At 33.3% G+C, this 15,317-nt stretch carries 24 protein-coding genes and 2 tRNA genes; 2 read left to right on the forward strand and 24 right to left on the reverse strand.

Annotated features, from left to right (window positions below; translation table 4 throughout):
- Positions 1–114 precede the first annotated feature (114 nt).
- From rplF to parE, 18 genes are all read right to left on the reverse strand, one after another.
- Complete coding sequence (gene rplF, locus ACOMC1_RS03815) at positions 115–654, reverse strand: 50S ribosomal protein L6 (RefSeq protein ID WP_420331315.1); 540 nt, start codon at positions 652–654, stop codon at positions 115–117.
- 3 nt (positions 655–657) lie between these two features.
- On the reverse strand, positions 658–1,056 hold the full coding sequence (rpsH, locus tag ACOMC1_RS03820) for a 30S ribosomal protein S8 (RefSeq protein WP_131613558.1): 399 nt from the start codon (positions 1,054–1,056) through the stop codon (positions 658–660).
- A gap of 1 nt (position 1,057) precedes the next feature.
- Positions 1,058–1,243 carry a type Z 30S ribosomal protein S14 gene (locus tag ACOMC1_RS03825; RefSeq protein ID WP_131613559.1) on the reverse strand — a complete coding sequence of 62 codons (186 nt, stop codon included), beginning with the start codon at positions 1,241–1,243 and terminating at the stop codon, positions 1,058–1,060.
- A gap of 10 nt (positions 1,244–1,253) precedes the next feature.
- Complete coding sequence (gene rplE, locus ACOMC1_RS03830) at positions 1,254–1,802, reverse strand: 50S ribosomal protein L5 (RefSeq protein ID WP_420331316.1); 549 nt, start codon at positions 1,800–1,802, stop codon at positions 1,254–1,256.
- A 12-nt stretch (positions 1,803–1,814) separates the two neighbouring features.
- Positions 1,815–2,129, reverse strand: a complete 315-nt coding sequence (gene rplX / locus ACOMC1_RS03835) for a 50S ribosomal protein L24 (RefSeq protein WP_420331317.1) — start codon at positions 2,127–2,129, stop codon at positions 1,815–1,817.
- A gap of 9 nt (positions 2,130–2,138) precedes the next feature.
- A complete protein-coding gene (gene rplN, locus ACOMC1_RS03840; protein ID WP_420331318.1) occupies positions 2,139–2,507 on the reverse strand; it encodes a 50S ribosomal protein L14 in 369 nt (122 codons plus the stop codon).
- Positions 2,507–2,773 (reverse strand): 30S ribosomal protein S17, encoded by a 267-nt coding sequence (gene rpsQ, locus ACOMC1_RS03845; protein ID WP_420331319.1) that lies wholly within the window; start codon positions 2,771–2,773, stop codon positions 2,507–2,509. Before rpsQ ends, rplN begins: the two co-directional genes overlap by 1 nt.
- The gene (rpmC, locus tag ACOMC1_RS03850; protein ID WP_131613563.1) at positions 2,773–2,979 is read right to left on the reverse strand and encodes a 50S ribosomal protein L29; all 207 of its coding nucleotides are present in this window, start codon (positions 2,977–2,979) and stop codon (positions 2,773–2,775) included. The genes rpsQ and rpmC overlap by 1 nt, the downstream gene beginning before the upstream one ends.
- A complete protein-coding gene (rplP, locus tag ACOMC1_RS03855) occupies positions 2,979–3,392 on the reverse strand; it encodes a 50S ribosomal protein L16 (protein WP_131613564.1) in 414 nt (137 codons plus the stop codon). The genes rpmC and rplP overlap by 1 nt, the downstream gene beginning before the upstream one ends.
- Positions 3,392–4,042, reverse strand: coding sequence for a 30S ribosomal protein S3 (rpsC, locus tag ACOMC1_RS03860; protein ID WP_420331320.1), 651 nt, complete (start codon positions 4,040–4,042; stop codon positions 3,392–3,394). The genes rplP and rpsC overlap by 1 nt, the downstream gene beginning before the upstream one ends.
- An 8-nt stretch (positions 4,043–4,050) precedes the next feature.
- Positions 4,051–4,386 carry a 50S ribosomal protein L22 gene (gene rplV / locus ACOMC1_RS03865; RefSeq protein ID WP_131613566.1) on the reverse strand — a complete coding sequence of 112 codons (336 nt, stop codon included), beginning with the start codon at positions 4,384–4,386 and terminating at the stop codon, positions 4,051–4,053.
- Positions 4,386–4,661: a 30S ribosomal protein S19 gene (gene rpsS, locus ACOMC1_RS03870; protein WP_420331321.1), complete on the reverse strand. Its 276-nt coding sequence runs from the start codon at positions 4,659–4,661 to the stop codon at positions 4,386–4,388. The genes rplV and rpsS overlap by 1 nt, the downstream gene beginning before the upstream one ends.
- The gene (gene rplB, locus ACOMC1_RS03875) at positions 4,661–5,506 is read right to left on the reverse strand and encodes a 50S ribosomal protein L2 (protein ID WP_420331322.1); all 846 of its coding nucleotides are present in this window, start codon (positions 5,504–5,506) and stop codon (positions 4,661–4,663) included. Before rplB ends, rpsS begins: the two co-directional genes overlap by 1 nt.
- A gap of 48 nt (positions 5,507–5,554) precedes the next feature.
- Complete coding sequence (gene rplW, locus ACOMC1_RS03880; protein ID WP_420331323.1) at positions 5,555–5,983, reverse strand: 50S ribosomal protein L23; 429 nt, start codon at positions 5,981–5,983, stop codon at positions 5,555–5,557.
- The gene (gene rplD, locus ACOMC1_RS03885) at positions 5,983–6,600 is read right to left on the reverse strand and encodes a 50S ribosomal protein L4 (protein ID WP_420331324.1); all 618 of its coding nucleotides are present in this window, start codon (positions 6,598–6,600) and stop codon (positions 5,983–5,985) included. Before rplD ends, rplW begins: the two co-directional genes overlap by 1 nt.
- Positions 6,600–7,307: a 50S ribosomal protein L3 gene (rplC, locus tag ACOMC1_RS03890; RefSeq protein WP_420331325.1), complete on the reverse strand. Its 708-nt coding sequence runs from the start codon at positions 7,305–7,307 to the stop codon at positions 6,600–6,602. Before rplC ends, rplD begins: the two co-directional genes overlap by 1 nt.
- Before the next feature lie 88 nt (positions 7,308–7,395).
- Positions 7,396–7,701 (reverse strand): 30S ribosomal protein S10, encoded by a 306-nt coding sequence (gene rpsJ, locus ACOMC1_RS03895; RefSeq protein ID WP_131613951.1) that lies wholly within the window; start codon positions 7,699–7,701, stop codon positions 7,396–7,398.
- Between the two features lie 215 nt (positions 7,702–7,916).
- A complete protein-coding gene (parE, locus tag ACOMC1_RS03900) occupies positions 7,917–9,833 on the reverse strand; it encodes a DNA topoisomerase IV subunit B (protein WP_420331326.1) in 1,917 nt (638 codons plus the stop codon).
- A 50-nt stretch (positions 9,834–9,883) separates the two neighbouring features.
- On the opposite strand from parE, the gene ACOMC1_RS03905 reads away from it, so the two are divergent.
- The gene (locus ACOMC1_RS03905; protein WP_420331327.1) at positions 9,884–10,600 is read left to right on the forward strand and encodes a glycerol-3-phosphate acyltransferase; all 717 of its coding nucleotides are present in this window, start codon (positions 9,884–9,886) and stop codon (positions 10,598–10,600) included.
- Between the two features lie 51 nt (positions 10,601–10,651).
- On the opposite strand, the gene ACOMC1_RS03910 is transcribed toward ACOMC1_RS03905, so the two are convergent.
- Positions 10,652–11,521 (reverse strand): UTP--glucose-1-phosphate uridylyltransferase, encoded by an 870-nt coding sequence (locus tag ACOMC1_RS03910; RefSeq protein ID WP_420331328.1) that lies wholly within the window; start codon positions 11,519–11,521, stop codon positions 10,652–10,654.
- A gap of 111 nt (positions 11,522–11,632) precedes the next feature.
- Here ACOMC1_RS03910 and ACOMC1_RS03915 point away from each other — a divergent pair, with 111 nt between their 5' ends.
- Positions 11,633–12,985 carry a M17 family metallopeptidase gene (locus ACOMC1_RS03915; protein WP_420331329.1) on the forward strand — a complete coding sequence of 451 codons (1,353 nt, stop codon included), beginning with the start codon at positions 11,633–11,635 and terminating at the stop codon, positions 12,983–12,985.
- 75 nt (positions 12,986–13,060) lie between these two features.
- On the opposite strand, the gene ACOMC1_RS03920 is transcribed toward ACOMC1_RS03915, so the two are convergent.
- From ACOMC1_RS03920 to ACOMC1_RS03940, 5 genes are all read right to left on the reverse strand, one after another.
- Positions 13,061–13,137: transfer RNA gene (locus ACOMC1_RS03920), tRNA-Ala, on the reverse strand.
- Between the two features lie 26 nt (positions 13,138–13,163).
- Positions 13,164–13,240: transfer RNA gene (locus ACOMC1_RS03925), tRNA-Ile, on the reverse strand.
- 140 nt (positions 13,241–13,380) lie between these two features.
- On the reverse strand, positions 13,381–13,773 hold the full coding sequence (gene rpsI, locus ACOMC1_RS03930; RefSeq protein ID WP_131613900.1) for a 30S ribosomal protein S9: 393 nt from the start codon (positions 13,771–13,773) through the stop codon (positions 13,381–13,383).
- Entirely contained in the window at positions 13,773–14,207 is a 435-nt protein-coding gene (gene rplM, locus ACOMC1_RS03935; protein ID WP_420331330.1) for a 50S ribosomal protein L13, read from the reverse strand. The genes rpsI and rplM overlap by 1 nt, the downstream gene beginning before the upstream one ends.
- Before the next feature lie 362 nt (positions 14,208–14,569).
- On the reverse strand, positions 14,570–15,247 hold the full coding sequence (locus ACOMC1_RS03940; RefSeq protein WP_420331331.1) for a 16S rRNA (uracil(1498)-N(3))-methyltransferase: 678 nt from the start codon (positions 15,245–15,247) through the stop codon (positions 14,570–14,572).
- Positions 15,248–15,317: the final 70 nt, after the last annotated feature.

Raw genomic sequence — 15,317 nt, forward strand, 5'->3', positions numbered from 1 at the left:
ACTTNNNNTTTAGAGATTTGAAGACAACTATTCTTGGTGATGTAGCTGCTAATTTATTTTTAATACGTAAATGTTTTCTCTTACGAGATTCGTTTCTTGATAATTTTGCCATTACTATTTACCTGCTGCCTTTCCTTCTTTTCTTCTGATGATCTCATCCTTGTACATAATTCCTTTACCTGAATATGGGTTTGGTCTTCTTATGTCTCTGATGATTGCTGCTAATTGTCCAACTTTTTCTTTTTCAATACCTGATACAGATACTTCAGTTTGTTTTGTAACTTCAACTGTAATACCTTCTGGTACAGGAATTGTGTGTGGGTGTGAGTAACCAGCATTAACTACTAGTTCTTTCCCTTGAAGTGCTGCTTTATAACCAACACCTTTAATGATTAGTTCTTTTTTGAACCCTGCTGATACACCAATAATCATGTTGTTGATTAATGCGTTTGTTGTACCGTGTAATTGTTTAGTGTGCTTGTTTTCATTTGCACGAACTGTTGTTACTTGTCCTTCTTTAACTTCAATTGCGATTAGTGGTGAAAATTCACGAGTAATTGTTCCTTTTGCACCTTTTATTTCTACTGTTGTTCCGTTTACGATTACTTCAACACCTTCAGCGATGTTGATAACTCTATTACCTACTCTTGACATAGACTATCACACGTAAGCTAATACTTCGCCACCAACGTTGGCTTTTCTTGCTTCCCTATCTGTAATGATTCCATTTGAAGTAGAAATGATTGCTGTACCGAATCCTGAAAGAACTTTTGGTAAGTCTTCAGCTCCAGCGTAAACACGTAAACCAGGTTTAGATATTCTCTTAACCCCTGTAATCGCTCTTTGAGCACCTTTATATTTAAGTGCAATTGTTATCTTTTTATCTTTGCCTTCGCCCGCTACTGAGAATCCTGAGATGAAACCTTCTGATTTTAGGATAACAGCAATGTTTTCCTTAACTTTTGAATGTGGCATAGCTACATCTTTATGTTTTCTTTGGTTTGCATTCTTGATTCTAACAAGCATATCTGCAATTGGATCTGTAATAATTCCCATATTATCAACTCGCCTTTCTTACACCAGGTATTTTACCTTCGTGTGCTAATTTTCTAAAGCAAACACGACATACCTTGAATTTTCTGATTACTGAACGTGGACGTCCACATAATTCACATCTTGTATATTCTCTAGTAGAGAATTTAGCTGATTTCTTTTGTTTTTCTTTTAATGATTTTTTTGCCATAATTCTCTCCTTATTTTGCTGCCTTAACAAAAGGCATTCCTAGTAGTTTTAACAGTTCTTTTGCTTCTTCATCTGTTTCAGCTGAAGTAACAATAATAATATCCATCCCTCTTACTTTTCTAATTTTATCAAAGTCAATTTCTGGGAAAATGATTTGCTCTTTGATACCTAGAGAGAAGTTCCCTCTACCATCGAAAGCTTTATCATTAACACCTCTAAAGTCTCTAATACGAGGAATTGCAACTGAGATTAGTTTGTTTAGGAATTCTCACATACGATCTCTACGTAATGTAACTTTCCCTCCCATAGCCATTCCTTCTCTTAGTTTGAATGATGCATTTGATTTTTTAGCAATAGTTGCTAATGGTTTTTGACCAGTAATAGCTTCTAGTTCTTTAAGAACTTCCTCAATAGCTTTTGAGTTTGAAACTTCATTACCAGCTGTTTGGTTGATTACGATTTTTTCGATTTTTGGAAGTTGCATTGATGATTTGTAATTGAATTTTTCTTGAAGTGCTTTCACAACTTCGTTATTGTATTTTTCTTTTAATGTTGTCATATTTGCTCCTTATTAAATTGCTTTCCCTGTTTTTTTAGCAATTCTTGTCTTCTTACCATCTTTAATTTCGTATCCAACTCTTGAGTTTGCTGCTTTATCTTTACCAGCTTTAACATATATCGCAACATTTGAGATATGAATTGGTGCTTCCATTTCTTGGATTCCACCATCTGGGTTTGTTTGTGAAGGTTTTACGTGTTTTTTAACTATATTAATTTTATCTACAGTAATTCTTTGTGTTTTTGGGTTAACTGATAGAACTCTACCTGTTTTTCCTTTTTCTGAACCTGCGATTACTATAACTTCATCATTTTTTCTTATTTTCATAACGACTCCTTAAATAACCTCTGGTGCTAGAGATACAATTTTCATGTATCCTGCATCACGCAGTTCCCTTGCTACTGGTCCAAATACACGTGTACCTTTTGGTTGTTTGTTATCATTGATAATAACTACTGCGTTATCATCAAATTTAATATGTGATCCGTCCTTACGCTTCACTCCGTATGTTGAACGAACAATAACGGCACGCACTACTGCTCCAGCTTTAACTGAACCATTTGGTGTTGCTTTTTTAACTGAACACACTACTACGTCTCCGATGTTAGATGTTTTCACTACTGAACCACCTAAGTTTCTAATAATACCTACTTCTTTTGCTCCAGAATTATCAGCAACGTTAGCTCTCGACATTTCTTGTAACATTACTTACCTTCTTTCTTAGCTTCTAGTACTTCTACTAGTCTAAATCTTTTAGTTTTTGACATTGGTCTACATTCGTCGATTCTTACGAAGTCACCCATAGATGCTTCGATACCTTCAACGTGTACTTGATATCTTTTAGTTGATTTAAAACGCTTAGCGTAAAGTGGGTGTTTTTTATATGTTTCAACAGCTACAACAACTGTTTTTTCATTTTTAGTTGAAACAACAAAACCATTTAATGATTTACGTGATGTTTGTCTTTCCATTATTTACCTTCCTTTACTTCTGCTTTTTTAGCGTTGATAGCTGTAAACGCTCTAGCTACATCTTTTCTAACAAGATTAATTTTGTTAGTTTGGTCTAATTGACCTGTTGAGTTTTTAAATCTAAGCATGAATAGTTCTGCTTTAAGGTCTTCAATTAATGTTTGAAGCTCTTCGATTGATTTTGAATTTAATTCTTTCATTAACATTATTTGGCCTCCTTAGCTACTATTTTACATTTAACTGGTAATTTGTGCATACCTAGTCTTAGTGCTTCTCTTGCGATTTCTTCTGATACACCATTTACTTCGAACATGATTGTTTGTTCTTTAACAACTGCTACTCATTTATCTGGTGAACCTTTACCTTTACCCATACGTACTCCGATAGGTTTAGCTGTTTTTGATAGGTGAGGGAAGATTCTGATGAATACTTGTCCTTCACGACCCATTGCACGAGTGATAGCAATACGAGCAGCTTCGATTTGACGGTTTGTAATTCAGTTTGAAGTTACAGCTTGTAATCCGAAGTCACCAAAGGCAACTGTTTTACCTCTTTTTGCAACACCTTCGTGTGAAATTCTAAAAGGTCTTCTATATTTAGTTCTTTTAGGTTGTAACATTATTTACTTCCTTCCAGGATTTCTCCTAGTGAAACTCATACCTTAACACCAATTGCACCGTAAGTTGTACGTGCAGTTGCTTGAGCATAATCCACATCTTGTCTTAGTGTATGTAGAGCCATGATACCTTCTTGGTAACCTTCTGCTCTAGCCATATCAGCACCGTTTAAACGACCTGATACTTGTGTTTTAATTCCTTTAGCTCCAGCCATTAGACATGATCTCATAGCCATTTTTTGAGCTGCACGGAAAGAACCACGGTTTTCTAATTTAATAGCAATTTCCTCAGCTAGTAATCTAGCGTTTAGTTCTGGTTTTTGAATTGTAACAACTTTAATGTTTAGTTTTAGTTGTCTGTTTCTTGTGTGTTTTTTAATATCATTAGTGAATTTTTCTAGGTTTGACCCATTTTCACCTAATAGTACACCTGGTTTAGCAGTATGTAATGTTAATGTTACATCTTCTGATTGTGTACGTGTAATTTCAACTTTACCAATTTGGTAAGTTCTTACGAATTTTTCAACATATTGTCTGATTTTTTGATCTTCTAACAGGTATCCTGCGAAATCTGCTTTATCAGCATATCAAGTTGATTCGTGTTTTTTAGTGATCCCGTAACGGAATCCATTTGGATTAACTTTTTGTCCCATGATGCCTCCTATTTCTCTTCCACTGTCACAGCTAGGTGTGAAGTTCTTTTTAAGATAGAGTAAGCTCTACCTTGTGATCTTGGTTGAAATCTTTTTAATGTTGGTCCTTCGTTAACTGTAACTTCAGTTACAACTAATTTTTCAGCGTTCATTCCGTGATTATTTACGGCGTTTGCGATTGCTGAGTTAAGTAGTTTTAAGAATAAAACTGTTGACTTCTTATTTGTATTGTTTAGAATAGCGATTGCTTCTGATACGTGTTTGTGTCTGAATAAGTCAGCCACTAATCTTGCTTTTCTTGGTGAGACTCTTTGTAATTTAACTGATGCTGTTGCTTTTGCCATTATTTCTTACCTTTGTCTTTCCCGTGCCCTGTGTATGTTCTTGTTGGCGCGAATTCTCCAAGTTTGTGTCCTACCATATCTTCTGTTACAAATACGTCAAGGAAGTCTTTCCCATTGTGAACTTGGAAATTAAGTCCAACAAAGTTAGGATAGATTGTTGATCTTCTTGATCAAGTTTTAATTGGTTTTTTAGGAGCACCGTTTTCAACGATTGCTACAACTTTTTTCATTAAGTGTTCATCAATGAAAGCACCTTTTTTAAGTGATCTAGCCATTATTTACTCCCCTTTCTTCTTCTTATAATTAATCTTGTAGAAGCTTTCTTCTTATCTCTTGTTTTAACTCCAAGAGCTTTTTTACCTCAAGGTGTCATTGGGGCTTTTCTACCAATAGGTTGTTTACCCTCACCACCACCATGTGGGTGATCTACGGGGTTCATTACAGAACCACGAACTGTAGGTCTAATACCTCTGTGTCTATTACGACCGGCTTTACCTCAGTTTACTAATGAGTGTTCTTCGTTTCCGACAACACCAATAGTTGCTTTACATGTAGCTAGAATACGTCTAACTTCACCTGATTTAAGTCTAACAATAACATATTTACCGTCATCGTCTTTACCTAGGATTTGTACTGATGTACCAGCTGATCTAGCTATTTGTCCACCATGTCCTGGGTGCATTTCTACGTTGTGAACTGTTGTACCTTCTGGAATTGATTTTAATGGAAGTGCATTACCAACTTTAATGTCAGCTTTTTCTCCTGAAACAATTTCTTGTCCTAATTCAATACCTTTTGGTGACAGAATATATCTTTTTTCTCCATCTTTATATACAACTAATGAAATGTTTGCTGATCTATTTGGATCATATTCAATTGTTGTAACTACGGCTGGAATACCGTCTTTATTTCTCTTAAAGTCTATAATTCTATATTTACGCTTTACTCCTGAACCCTTGTGTCTAACTGTAATAGAACCTGAGTTGTTACGACCAGCGTGAGACTTTAATGGTGCCATCAATGATTTTTCTGGTGCATGACCTGATAGATTTTTCTTGTAATCTAGAGATGTCATGTGACGTCTACCATTGGTAGTGGCTTTATATTTTTTAATTGCCATGTTTTTCTCCTTTGTTTGAAAATGTTTGCGGTTGTTTTCTTTCAAACACTATTTTTCCGCGTTAACTGGTTTTGCTGCTGCTTCTGCTTCTTTAGCTTCTGCTTTAGCTTTAATTTTTGCTGCTGCTTTTAATTCAGCTTCTGAAGGTTCGTTGTTTTTAACTTCTTTTGCCGCTTTTGGAGCTTCTTGAACTGGAGCTTCCTCTGGGAAAATGTTAATTTGACCTTCTTTTAGTGTAATAACTGCTCTTTTGTATGCTGTTGTGAATCCTGCATATCTTCCAAGTTTTGTTGCTTTCTTAGCTACGTTAGCAATATTAACTTTTGCTACTTTAACTCCGAAAATGAACTCAACTGTTTTCTTAACTTCAGTTTTGTTAGTTCTTCTGTCTACAGCGAATGTGTAAACACCTTGACCCATTAATGCGTATGATTTCTCTGTAAGAATTGGGTATTTTATAACTTCGTTTCTATTCATTATTTAATCACCTCCACTAATCTATCAATGTGTGCTTGTGATAATACAATAACGTCTGCATTTACCACTTTTTCAACTGAGATTGAGTTAACTTTAACTGTATCTACGTTAGGAATGTTTGATGCTGATTTGAATACTGTTTCACATTCAGTAACAATTAACACTTTTCTTTGTCCTTTTGTTAGTTTTAGAGTTTCAATGAATTTAACCATTTCTTTTGTTGAGATAGTTTCCATTTTAACTTCTTGAACTTTAACTGCTTTAGCTTTAGCTTTTAATGTTAATGCTGATGCAAGTGCAAGTTTTCTAACTTTTTTGTTTAATGCTAGTGAGTAGTTTCTTTCAGCTTTAGGTCCGAAAGCTCTACCTCCACCAACTCAGATAGGTGATCTTCTTGATCCAGCTCTAGCTCTACCTGTTCCTTTTTGTGCTCAAGGTTTAATTCCTGAACCAGATACTTCACCTCTGTTTTTAACTTTGTGAGTACCTTGTCTTCTTGATGCTCTATCAGACATAATTGTGTCGAATATAGCTTGTGAGTTAACTTTAACTCCAAATACTTCTTTTGGAAGTGTTGATGCAGACTTAGCTGCTGTTGTTGTTTGAACTTCTGCCATTATGCATCTCCTTTAACTTCTTTAGTTTCTTCTTTAGCCGGTGCTAAGTTAACTAAATTAATAGCTTCTCTATTTGGAAGTTGTTTTACAGCTTGTTTAACGATAACGAATGATTTTTTAGGTCCTGGGATTGATCCTTTTACTAATAAAACATTGTTTTCTAAATCTACTGATACAACTTCAAGGTTTTGAATTGTTGAAGTAACGTGTCCAAATTGTCCGGGCATTGTCATACCTTTAACAACTTTGTTACCTGCGATATCACCAAGTGATCCAGTTTGTCTTTGAGGTTGAGATCCACCACCACCACCGTGTGATTTAGGTCCAATTGCTTGATTATGTCTCTTAATAGCCCCTGAGAAACCGTGTCCTTTTGATGTTCCTTGAACATCTACAAGCTCTCCTGGTGTAAAGATTGAGGCATCGATAGTAGCTCCTAATTCGAAGCCTTCCATTCCTCTAATCTCTTTAACGAAGCGCTTAGGTGTTGTGTTTGCTTTTTTGAAGTGTCCAGTTTCTGGTTTATTTTGCCTAGAAGCTTTCTTATCTTCAAGTCCTAGTTGAAGTGCTGTATATCCATCGTGTTCTTCAGTAAGAACTTTTGATACAACATTAGGTTTAACTTCAATTACTGTAACTGGGATTAATTTTCCGTGGTCTGAGTAAAGTTGAGTCATTCCTACTTTACGTCCTAAGATTCCTTTCATATAATTCTCCTTTTATGATTTTGTTTTTTTAATCTTATATTTCTAGCAGTTTGAGTTCTTACTAAGGAAACAATGATATATTCTGCAACTATTTGTTTATAACTTCGACTTTAACACCTGAAGGTAAGTTAAGTCTTTGTAGTTTATCCATTAACTCTGCAGATACTTCTGCAAGTTTAATAAGTCTTTTGTTAGTTCTGATTTCGAATTGTTCACGTGATTTCTTGTTAACGTGTACTGACTTTAAAACTGTAAATACTTCCCTTTTAGTTGGAAGTGGAACTGGTCCTGAGACTTTAGCTCCTGCTGCTTTAGCTGTTTCTACGATTTTAAGTGCTGCTGCATCTACTAATGATGCTTCAAATGCTTTAACTTTGATTGTAACTTTTGCCATGTTGTCCTCCTTTTGTTCTTTTGAACGACCTCCAGAATAAATACCCGATATACACGAACAACTAATTTTGGTGTATCGGCAACCTTATCTGTCATTGGTCTAGTTGCTAAATAATTATACACACAAAACATTAATAGTCAAGAAAAAAAGTTTGAAAGATATTAAAACACTATATATAAAGGGAAAAATAATGCGATTATTCGCATTATTTTATTCTATTGTTGGAATGAATCTTCCATAGTAAATTCAACATTATCATCAATTCATTTCTTACGAGGTTCTACTTTATCTCCCATAAGTGTGGATACACGTCTCTCAACAATTGCAGCATCCTCAACACCAACTTGTATTAAAGTTCTTGTTTTAGGATCCATAGTTGTTTCTCATAACTGGTCAGCATTCATCTCTCCAAGACCTTTATAACGTTGGATATCAGCACCTTTATGCTTTTCTAATAATTCTTTTAGTGTTTCATCATCTCATGCATATTCTTCAACATTTGTCTTTGCAGTCTTTTTAGATACTTTATATAAAGGTGGCATAGCTATATAGATCATACCAGCCTCAACAAGAGGTCTCATATATCTAAAGAAGAAAGTTAATAGTAAAGTTTGGATGTGAGCACCATCGGTGTCAGCATCGGTCATAATTATAACTTTGTGGTATTGCGCATCTTTAATATTAAACTCAGCACCAATACCAGCACCAATCGTATTAATCATTGTTCCAATTTCCTCATTTTTAAGGATATCGATTAGTTTTGCCTTTTCAGTATTGATTACTTTACCCCGTAGAGGTAAGATAGCTTGTGTTTTTCTATCTCTACCTAATTTTGCTGAACCACCAGCAGAATCACCCTCTACCAAGAATATTTCTTTATCTTCAGGTTTTTTAGCCTGTGCAGGTGTTAATTTACCTGATAGTATTTTTGATTTGTTTAATTTTGATTTCGTTTTACGTGCGTCATTTCTAGCTTTTCTAGCAGCATTACGAGCATCAGCAGCTCTTTTAACCTTATTAACGATAGTGTGAGCAACTTTTTTATTCTCTTGTAATCAGAAACCAAGTTTTTGAGTAATTATTGAATCCACCACTTCTCTTGCTTCAGGTGTCCCTAGTTTATCTTTTGTTTGACCTACAAACTCAAGCATTTTTTCAGGTACTCTAATAGAGATAATCGCTGTAAGCCCCTCTCTAATATCTGAACCTTCTAAATTCTTATCTTTTGTTTTGATTAAACCTTGCATTCTTGCATATTCATTAATAGTTTTTGTTCATGCTGTTTTTAGAGCAGTTTCGTGTGTTCCACCATCTCTTGTTTTAACGTTGTTAACAAAAGAAATGATTGTATCTTGATAAACATCAGTATATTGGAAACCAATCTCAACCTCAATACCTTTTGATTCACCTGTGAAGTGTACGGGCTTTTTATTAATTTTTGTTTTTGAAGAGTTAACAAAATCTACGAATGCTTCAATACCATTAGTATAGTTAAATGTTTCATTCTTTTGTTCTGGCTCAGATTTAACTGAAATTTCTACACCAGAAACTAAAAATGAAGCTTCTCTTAATCTTTCAGCAATTTTTTCGTATTTGAATCCTAAATTATTAAAGATTGAATATTCAGGTCAAAATCTAATACGTGTTCCTTTTTTAGTTGTTGGACCTACTTTGGTTGTATTTGTAGTAATATTCCCACCATTTTCAAAAACAGTTAAATATTCAAATCCTTCTTTATAAACTCTTGCTTCAAGTTTTGTAGACATGGCATTAACAACAGAAGACCCTACACCATGTAGACCCCCAGCTGTTTTATATGCGCCTTCGGAAAATTTACCTCCGGCATGTAGTTCTGTAAAAATAAGTTCAATAGCAGTTTTTCCTGATTCATGTTGATCAACTGGGATTCCACGCCCATTATCTTCAACAACAATAGAACCATCTTGTTTTATACTTACTTTAACCTTATTGGCAAAGCCGGCTAAAACCTCATCCATTGCATTATCAACAATTTCTCATACTAAATGATGAAGACCATTAATATCGGTAGATCCGATATACATTCCTGGTCTTTTTCTTACTGCTTCTAAACCTTTTAGAACTTTTATACTACTCGCGTTGTAATTAGACATAGTAATATTATATGTTATAGAACCACTTTTTTCACTATAATTATTTCACTATGGAAAATATAATAGGTTTTAACATATTAGCGTTCTTGATTGCATACTTAATCGGAGCTCTAAATACATCAATCATTGTCTCAAGAAAAATGCTCAAAGAGGATATACGTCAAAGTGGTTCCGGTAATGCAGGGGCCACCAACATGGCTCGTAAAACTGGTTTTGGCGGTGGAATGCTTATAGCTTTCATTGATTGAACAAAAGTAGTTTTTACAGCTTTAATATTTTGAGTATTAAAAGTAAAAGCAGGACATGGATTTGAAACAATATACATTCAACTAGTGGCATTTGGTGTTCTTGTCGGACATATTTGACCTATCTTCTTTAAATTCAAAGGAGGTAAAGGAGTTTCGGCATTCTTAGGATTCGTAATGTCTTGAAATATAATTGTTGGACTTCTTGTTATTGTTGTATTTTGAGTTATCGTGTACTTTGTTGATAAAATTTCATTCGCTTCAATGGCTTGTACTTTATTTGTTGTTGCTTTAACCTTCATCCCTTGATTTAATAATGGTGTATTAACTACAATTATGAAGAGTGGAGATGACATCAAACAATTACAATATTGATTAACACCATTATTTGCAACACTAGTTTCTATAATAGTTATTTCTAAACATCATCAAAATATAAGTAGATTAATTAAAAGAGAAGAAAGTTCATTCAGAGGTTCAATCTTAAAAAGAGAACCAGGATGTAAACTATTTAAAAAATAAGCGTGTGCTTATTTTTTTCTTATTTCTAAAATAAAAAAATAACCCTGAAGGTTATTTGTTTTTAATAAATTCATAAATAGAATCTTTTATTTCATCATTTTCTAAAGCATAATCGATAGTTGCTTTTACAAATCCTTCTATTGATCCAAGATCATATCTTGTACCTTCGAATGTAAACGCATACATCTTTTCTGTTTCCATTAATCTCTCAAATGCATCAACAACATTAATTTCATTACCAACACCTGGTTTTAAATCTCTTAATAATGTCATTAATCTAGGAGTAAATATATATCTTCCTAATATAGCTTTGTTTGAAGGGGCATCTTCAAGTGCAGGTTTTTCAACAGCTCCTGCGATTTCGAATAACTCTTGTTCTTTTTCAGAATCATTAGAAGGTAATACAACACCATATTTATGTATATTTTCAGGTTTGATATCTTGTACCCCAATAATAGATGAACCGGTTTTATTATATGCTTCTATTAATTGTTTAATTGCTGGAGTTTTTGAACGAATTAAATCATCACCTAAAATTACAGCAAAAGGTTCATCATGTGTTAAATCCGCACCCATAAAAATAGCGTGACCTAATCCTAATTGTTCATTTTGAATCGCAAATTTAACTTTAATTATTTTTCTTGTTGATTCAACTGTATGTAACATTTCTGCTTTACCTTTTTGTTTAAGCATTGTTTCTAGTTCTACATTTGTTTGGAAATAATTCATAATCTCCATTTTTCTTGGAGAAATAATTAAAATCACTTCTTCAATTCCTGCATTTGAAGCTTCTTCTACCAAGTGGTGAATAATTGGTTTATTCAATACTGGAACTAACTCTTTATGCACTACTTTTGTTAATGGCAGGAATCTTGTTCCTCAGCCTGCCGCTGGAATAATTACTTTTTTTACTTGTTTCATAAGAAAATTATATACCAAAGACATTTTAAATTGTTGTTATATTCTATTACTTTAATTATTATCAACTCCTTATTGTTATAATTCAAACATAGAAAACACAAGGAGAATTAAATGATAAAAATTTCACAAGAAAATAAAGATCTCTTTACATTGAAAGCAATTTTCAAATCAAAAGATATCGACCAAAATGTTATTCAGGATACAAATCACATCACTGAATTCATTCCAAAGAAAGAATCTCTTATATTTTTAGGTAATAAAAAGGATTTTAATATAAAGTCTTTAAGGAAAGCGATAAAAGCAATCGTTAAAGCAAACAAAAGGGGGATTAACATAGATGTAGCTTCATTTGTTACAGAAAAAGTTAGTCTTGAGGATGCAACAAAATTCTTCATTGAAGATACTTATTATGAAACTGCAATCATATACAATGATAAGACTGGTAAGAATGCACCAAAAGCTAAAAAAGATATATTCTTATCAAATGTTGCAAATGAAGTTGTTTCTGATTCTGTAAATAACGCAGAAGCTATTAACTGAGTTAGAGATTTACAACAACAACCAGCTAATGTTTTAACTTCAGTAGTATTAGCAGATATAGTTAAAAAAGAATTTGAGACTAAACATAAAAACATTGACGTGAAAGTAATTGAAAAACCAGAACTAAAAGAAATGGGTATGAATTTATTACTAGCAGTTAATGCAGGTTCAAGACACGACGCAAGAGTTGTTGTTCTTGAATACAAAGGAAATCCTGAATCAAATGAGAAAACAGTTCTTGTTGGTAAAGGTATTACATTTGATGCTGGTGGTTATGACATCAAGATCAATGGTGGTTTAATTGGTATGAAATATGACATGTCAGGTGCTGCAATCGTTGCTGGTGCTATGAAAGTTATTTCAGAATCAAAACCAAAAGCTAATATAACAGCAGTGATGTGTATTACAGATAACAAGATATCAATTGATGCAGTTACTCCTGATTCAGTTATCAAGTCATTTGATGGTAAAACAGTTGAAATATCAGATACAGATGCTGAAGGTAGATTAGTTCTTGCTGATGGTTTAGCATTTGCAGCTAAAAACCTTAAAGCTACAAAGATTATTGATATAGCAACTTTAACTGGAACTGTTCTATATCAATTAGGAAATACTTATACAGGTGTTTGAGCAACATCAGATGAATTATTTAATGAGATTAACAAAGTTGCTCTCTCACAAGATGAAATGCTTTGAAGAATGCCTTTCCATGAAGATTATGCCGAAGGTATTAAATCTTCCGACGTTGCAGATCTAATGAATTACTCTAAAAAATGTAGAGTTGACTCTTCTCAAGCAGCAATGTTCTTAAAGGAATTCACTAACAAAGTACCATACATTCACTTAGATGTTGCCGGTACAGCTGACGTAAACGGAAAACCTACTTCAGTATTATTAAAAACACTTGCACATATTGAAAAATAAAAATACCCACACGGGTATTTTTTTTACTTCAAAAGCCAAAAGAAAAAATTGACCTTTAGAGTCAATTCTAACAAATGGTGGAGAGGATGGGAATCGAACCCACTACCCCCTGCGTGCAAGGCAGGTGCTCTAGCCAAGTGAGCTACCCCCCCAAATAAAAACATCCTTACGGATGATATGGTGCGAACGAATGGAATCGAACCATCGACCTCACGATTATCAGTCGTGTGCTCTAACCAGCTGAGCTACGCTCGCATTAATATTAATGCAATATCTTTGCTTTAATATAATATCATATTCAGAAGGTTTTTAACCTATTTTTTTCATATTTTTTTACTTTTTTAAAAAAAAGTAAAAAGAGTAATAAAAAAACTGCAATATGCAGTAATTTTTTATTAACGTTTTGAGAATTGTCTTGCTCTACGAGCTTTTCTAAGACCTGGTTTTTTACGTTCTTTAATACGTGCATCTCTAGTTAATAGTCCAGCTTTTTTAAGAGTTGGTCTGTAGTCAGCTGAAGCTTGTAGTAAAGCTCTTGCAATTCCTAATCTAATTGCTGAAGCTTGTCCTGAAAGTCCTCCACCTTTTACATTAACTCTGATATCAAAAGTACCTTTTGTTTCAGTAATTACAAGTGCTTGTTCTGCGTCTTGCAGAAGAATTGTTGACATTAAGTAATCTAGTGAATCTCTACCATTAATTTTGAATTCACCTTTACCTGGTTTAATAATAACTCTAGCTGTTGAAGATTTACGTCTTCCTAGCCCTCTATATTCTACGTTTGCCATTATTTTACCTCCAGTTTCTTAGGTTGTTGTGCTTCGTGAGCATGTTTTGGTCCTGCATAAACAAATAGGTTTCTTCTTTGTTTATCTCCAAGTTTTGTATGTGGTACCATACCTTGAATAGCTTTTTCAACTAATGCTGTAGGTTTTTTCTTTCTTAAATCTGCTGCATTAATTGTTTTTAGTCCACCTGGGTACATTGAGTGAGAGTAGTATAATTTATCCTCTTCTTTGTTTGCTGTAAGAACGATTTTTTCAGCGTTAATAACGATGATGTAATCTCCACAGTCAACATTCGGTGTAAATGTTGGTTTATTTTTACCACGTAGGTATGTAGCAGCAATAACAGCTAATCTACCTAGTGTTTGACCTTCAGCGTCGATAACGTATCAGTCTTTTTGAACTTCTTGATGTTTAACGATTGTTGTTTGTCTCATATTGATCTCCTATAATTTTATTCTTTAAATTGTTTTGTTTTTTTGTTTGTCAACTTTTAATTTTTACTTGCGATGTTGTTAAAACCGCAACTCAACTATGTAATACGCTTATTTATTATAACAAAATTAAAAAAGATATATCACAAAATTATTGTAAATGTAATTTAAATCCTAAAGTTTACTTTATTGATTGCACGATCATTCAAATAAAACATTATTTTTTAATACGCCGGCCATCATTTTTTTAAAAAGAACAAACTCTTATTTTACTTTTATATTATATTCCAAAAAGAAGAAATAAGAGTTTTTTTCATTAATGTAATGATAAATTATTAACATTTGGAATTAAAAAAATATCTACATTAGATATTTTCACCAATCACTTTACTCAATACAAAAATACTTGCAGTTTCAGCTCTAAGTATTCTTTTCCCTAATGAAATATTAGAACACCCTTTTTCTTCCGCTAAATCCACTTCCTCATTTGAAAAACCACCTTCAGGCCCAATAAAGAATATTGAATTAGTTGGGAAACTATTTGATACTGATTTTTTAGTTTTTTCATGAGCTATAAATTTGTTTTCAACTTCTATATCTAAGGCATCCTCAAATCTCATAGGTTCTGTTACAATCATTTTTATATTTCTAAATGATTGTTCACAAGCATTGTGAGATATTTGATTTCACCGTTCTATCTTTTTGAAGAATTTATCATTGATTTTAATTTCAACCCTTTTTGTAATTAAGGGGATGATTTTTGTTGCTCCAAGTTCTGCTGCTTTTTGAATCATTCATTCAAATCTTTTTATATTAATTAAAGCTGCTGCAACAATGACTTCTCCACCATGTTCATGATCTTCTTCAAGAACTTCGATTATTTTCGCTTGTTGACCATCCATCTCACATACGTAAAACTTGGATTCAAAAATACATATAAATTTTTCATTCAATACACGGGCAACTTTCATGTGTTTGAAAGTTTCTTCTGATATTTCAAAGTGTGTTTCACTTATTTTATTTGTTACAAAGAATCTAAACATAGATTAATTATAAAATAAAAGCATAAATAAAAAACCACCTTTGTGGTTTTAATAAGGCNTNNGGNTGGGA

The sequence above is a fragment of the Mycoplasma todarodis genome, from assembly GCF_965212735.1.
Taxonomy (GTDB): domain Bacteria; phylum Bacillota_I; class Bacilli_A; order Mycoplasmatales; family Metamycoplasmataceae; genus Mycoplasma_K; species Mycoplasma_K todarodis_A.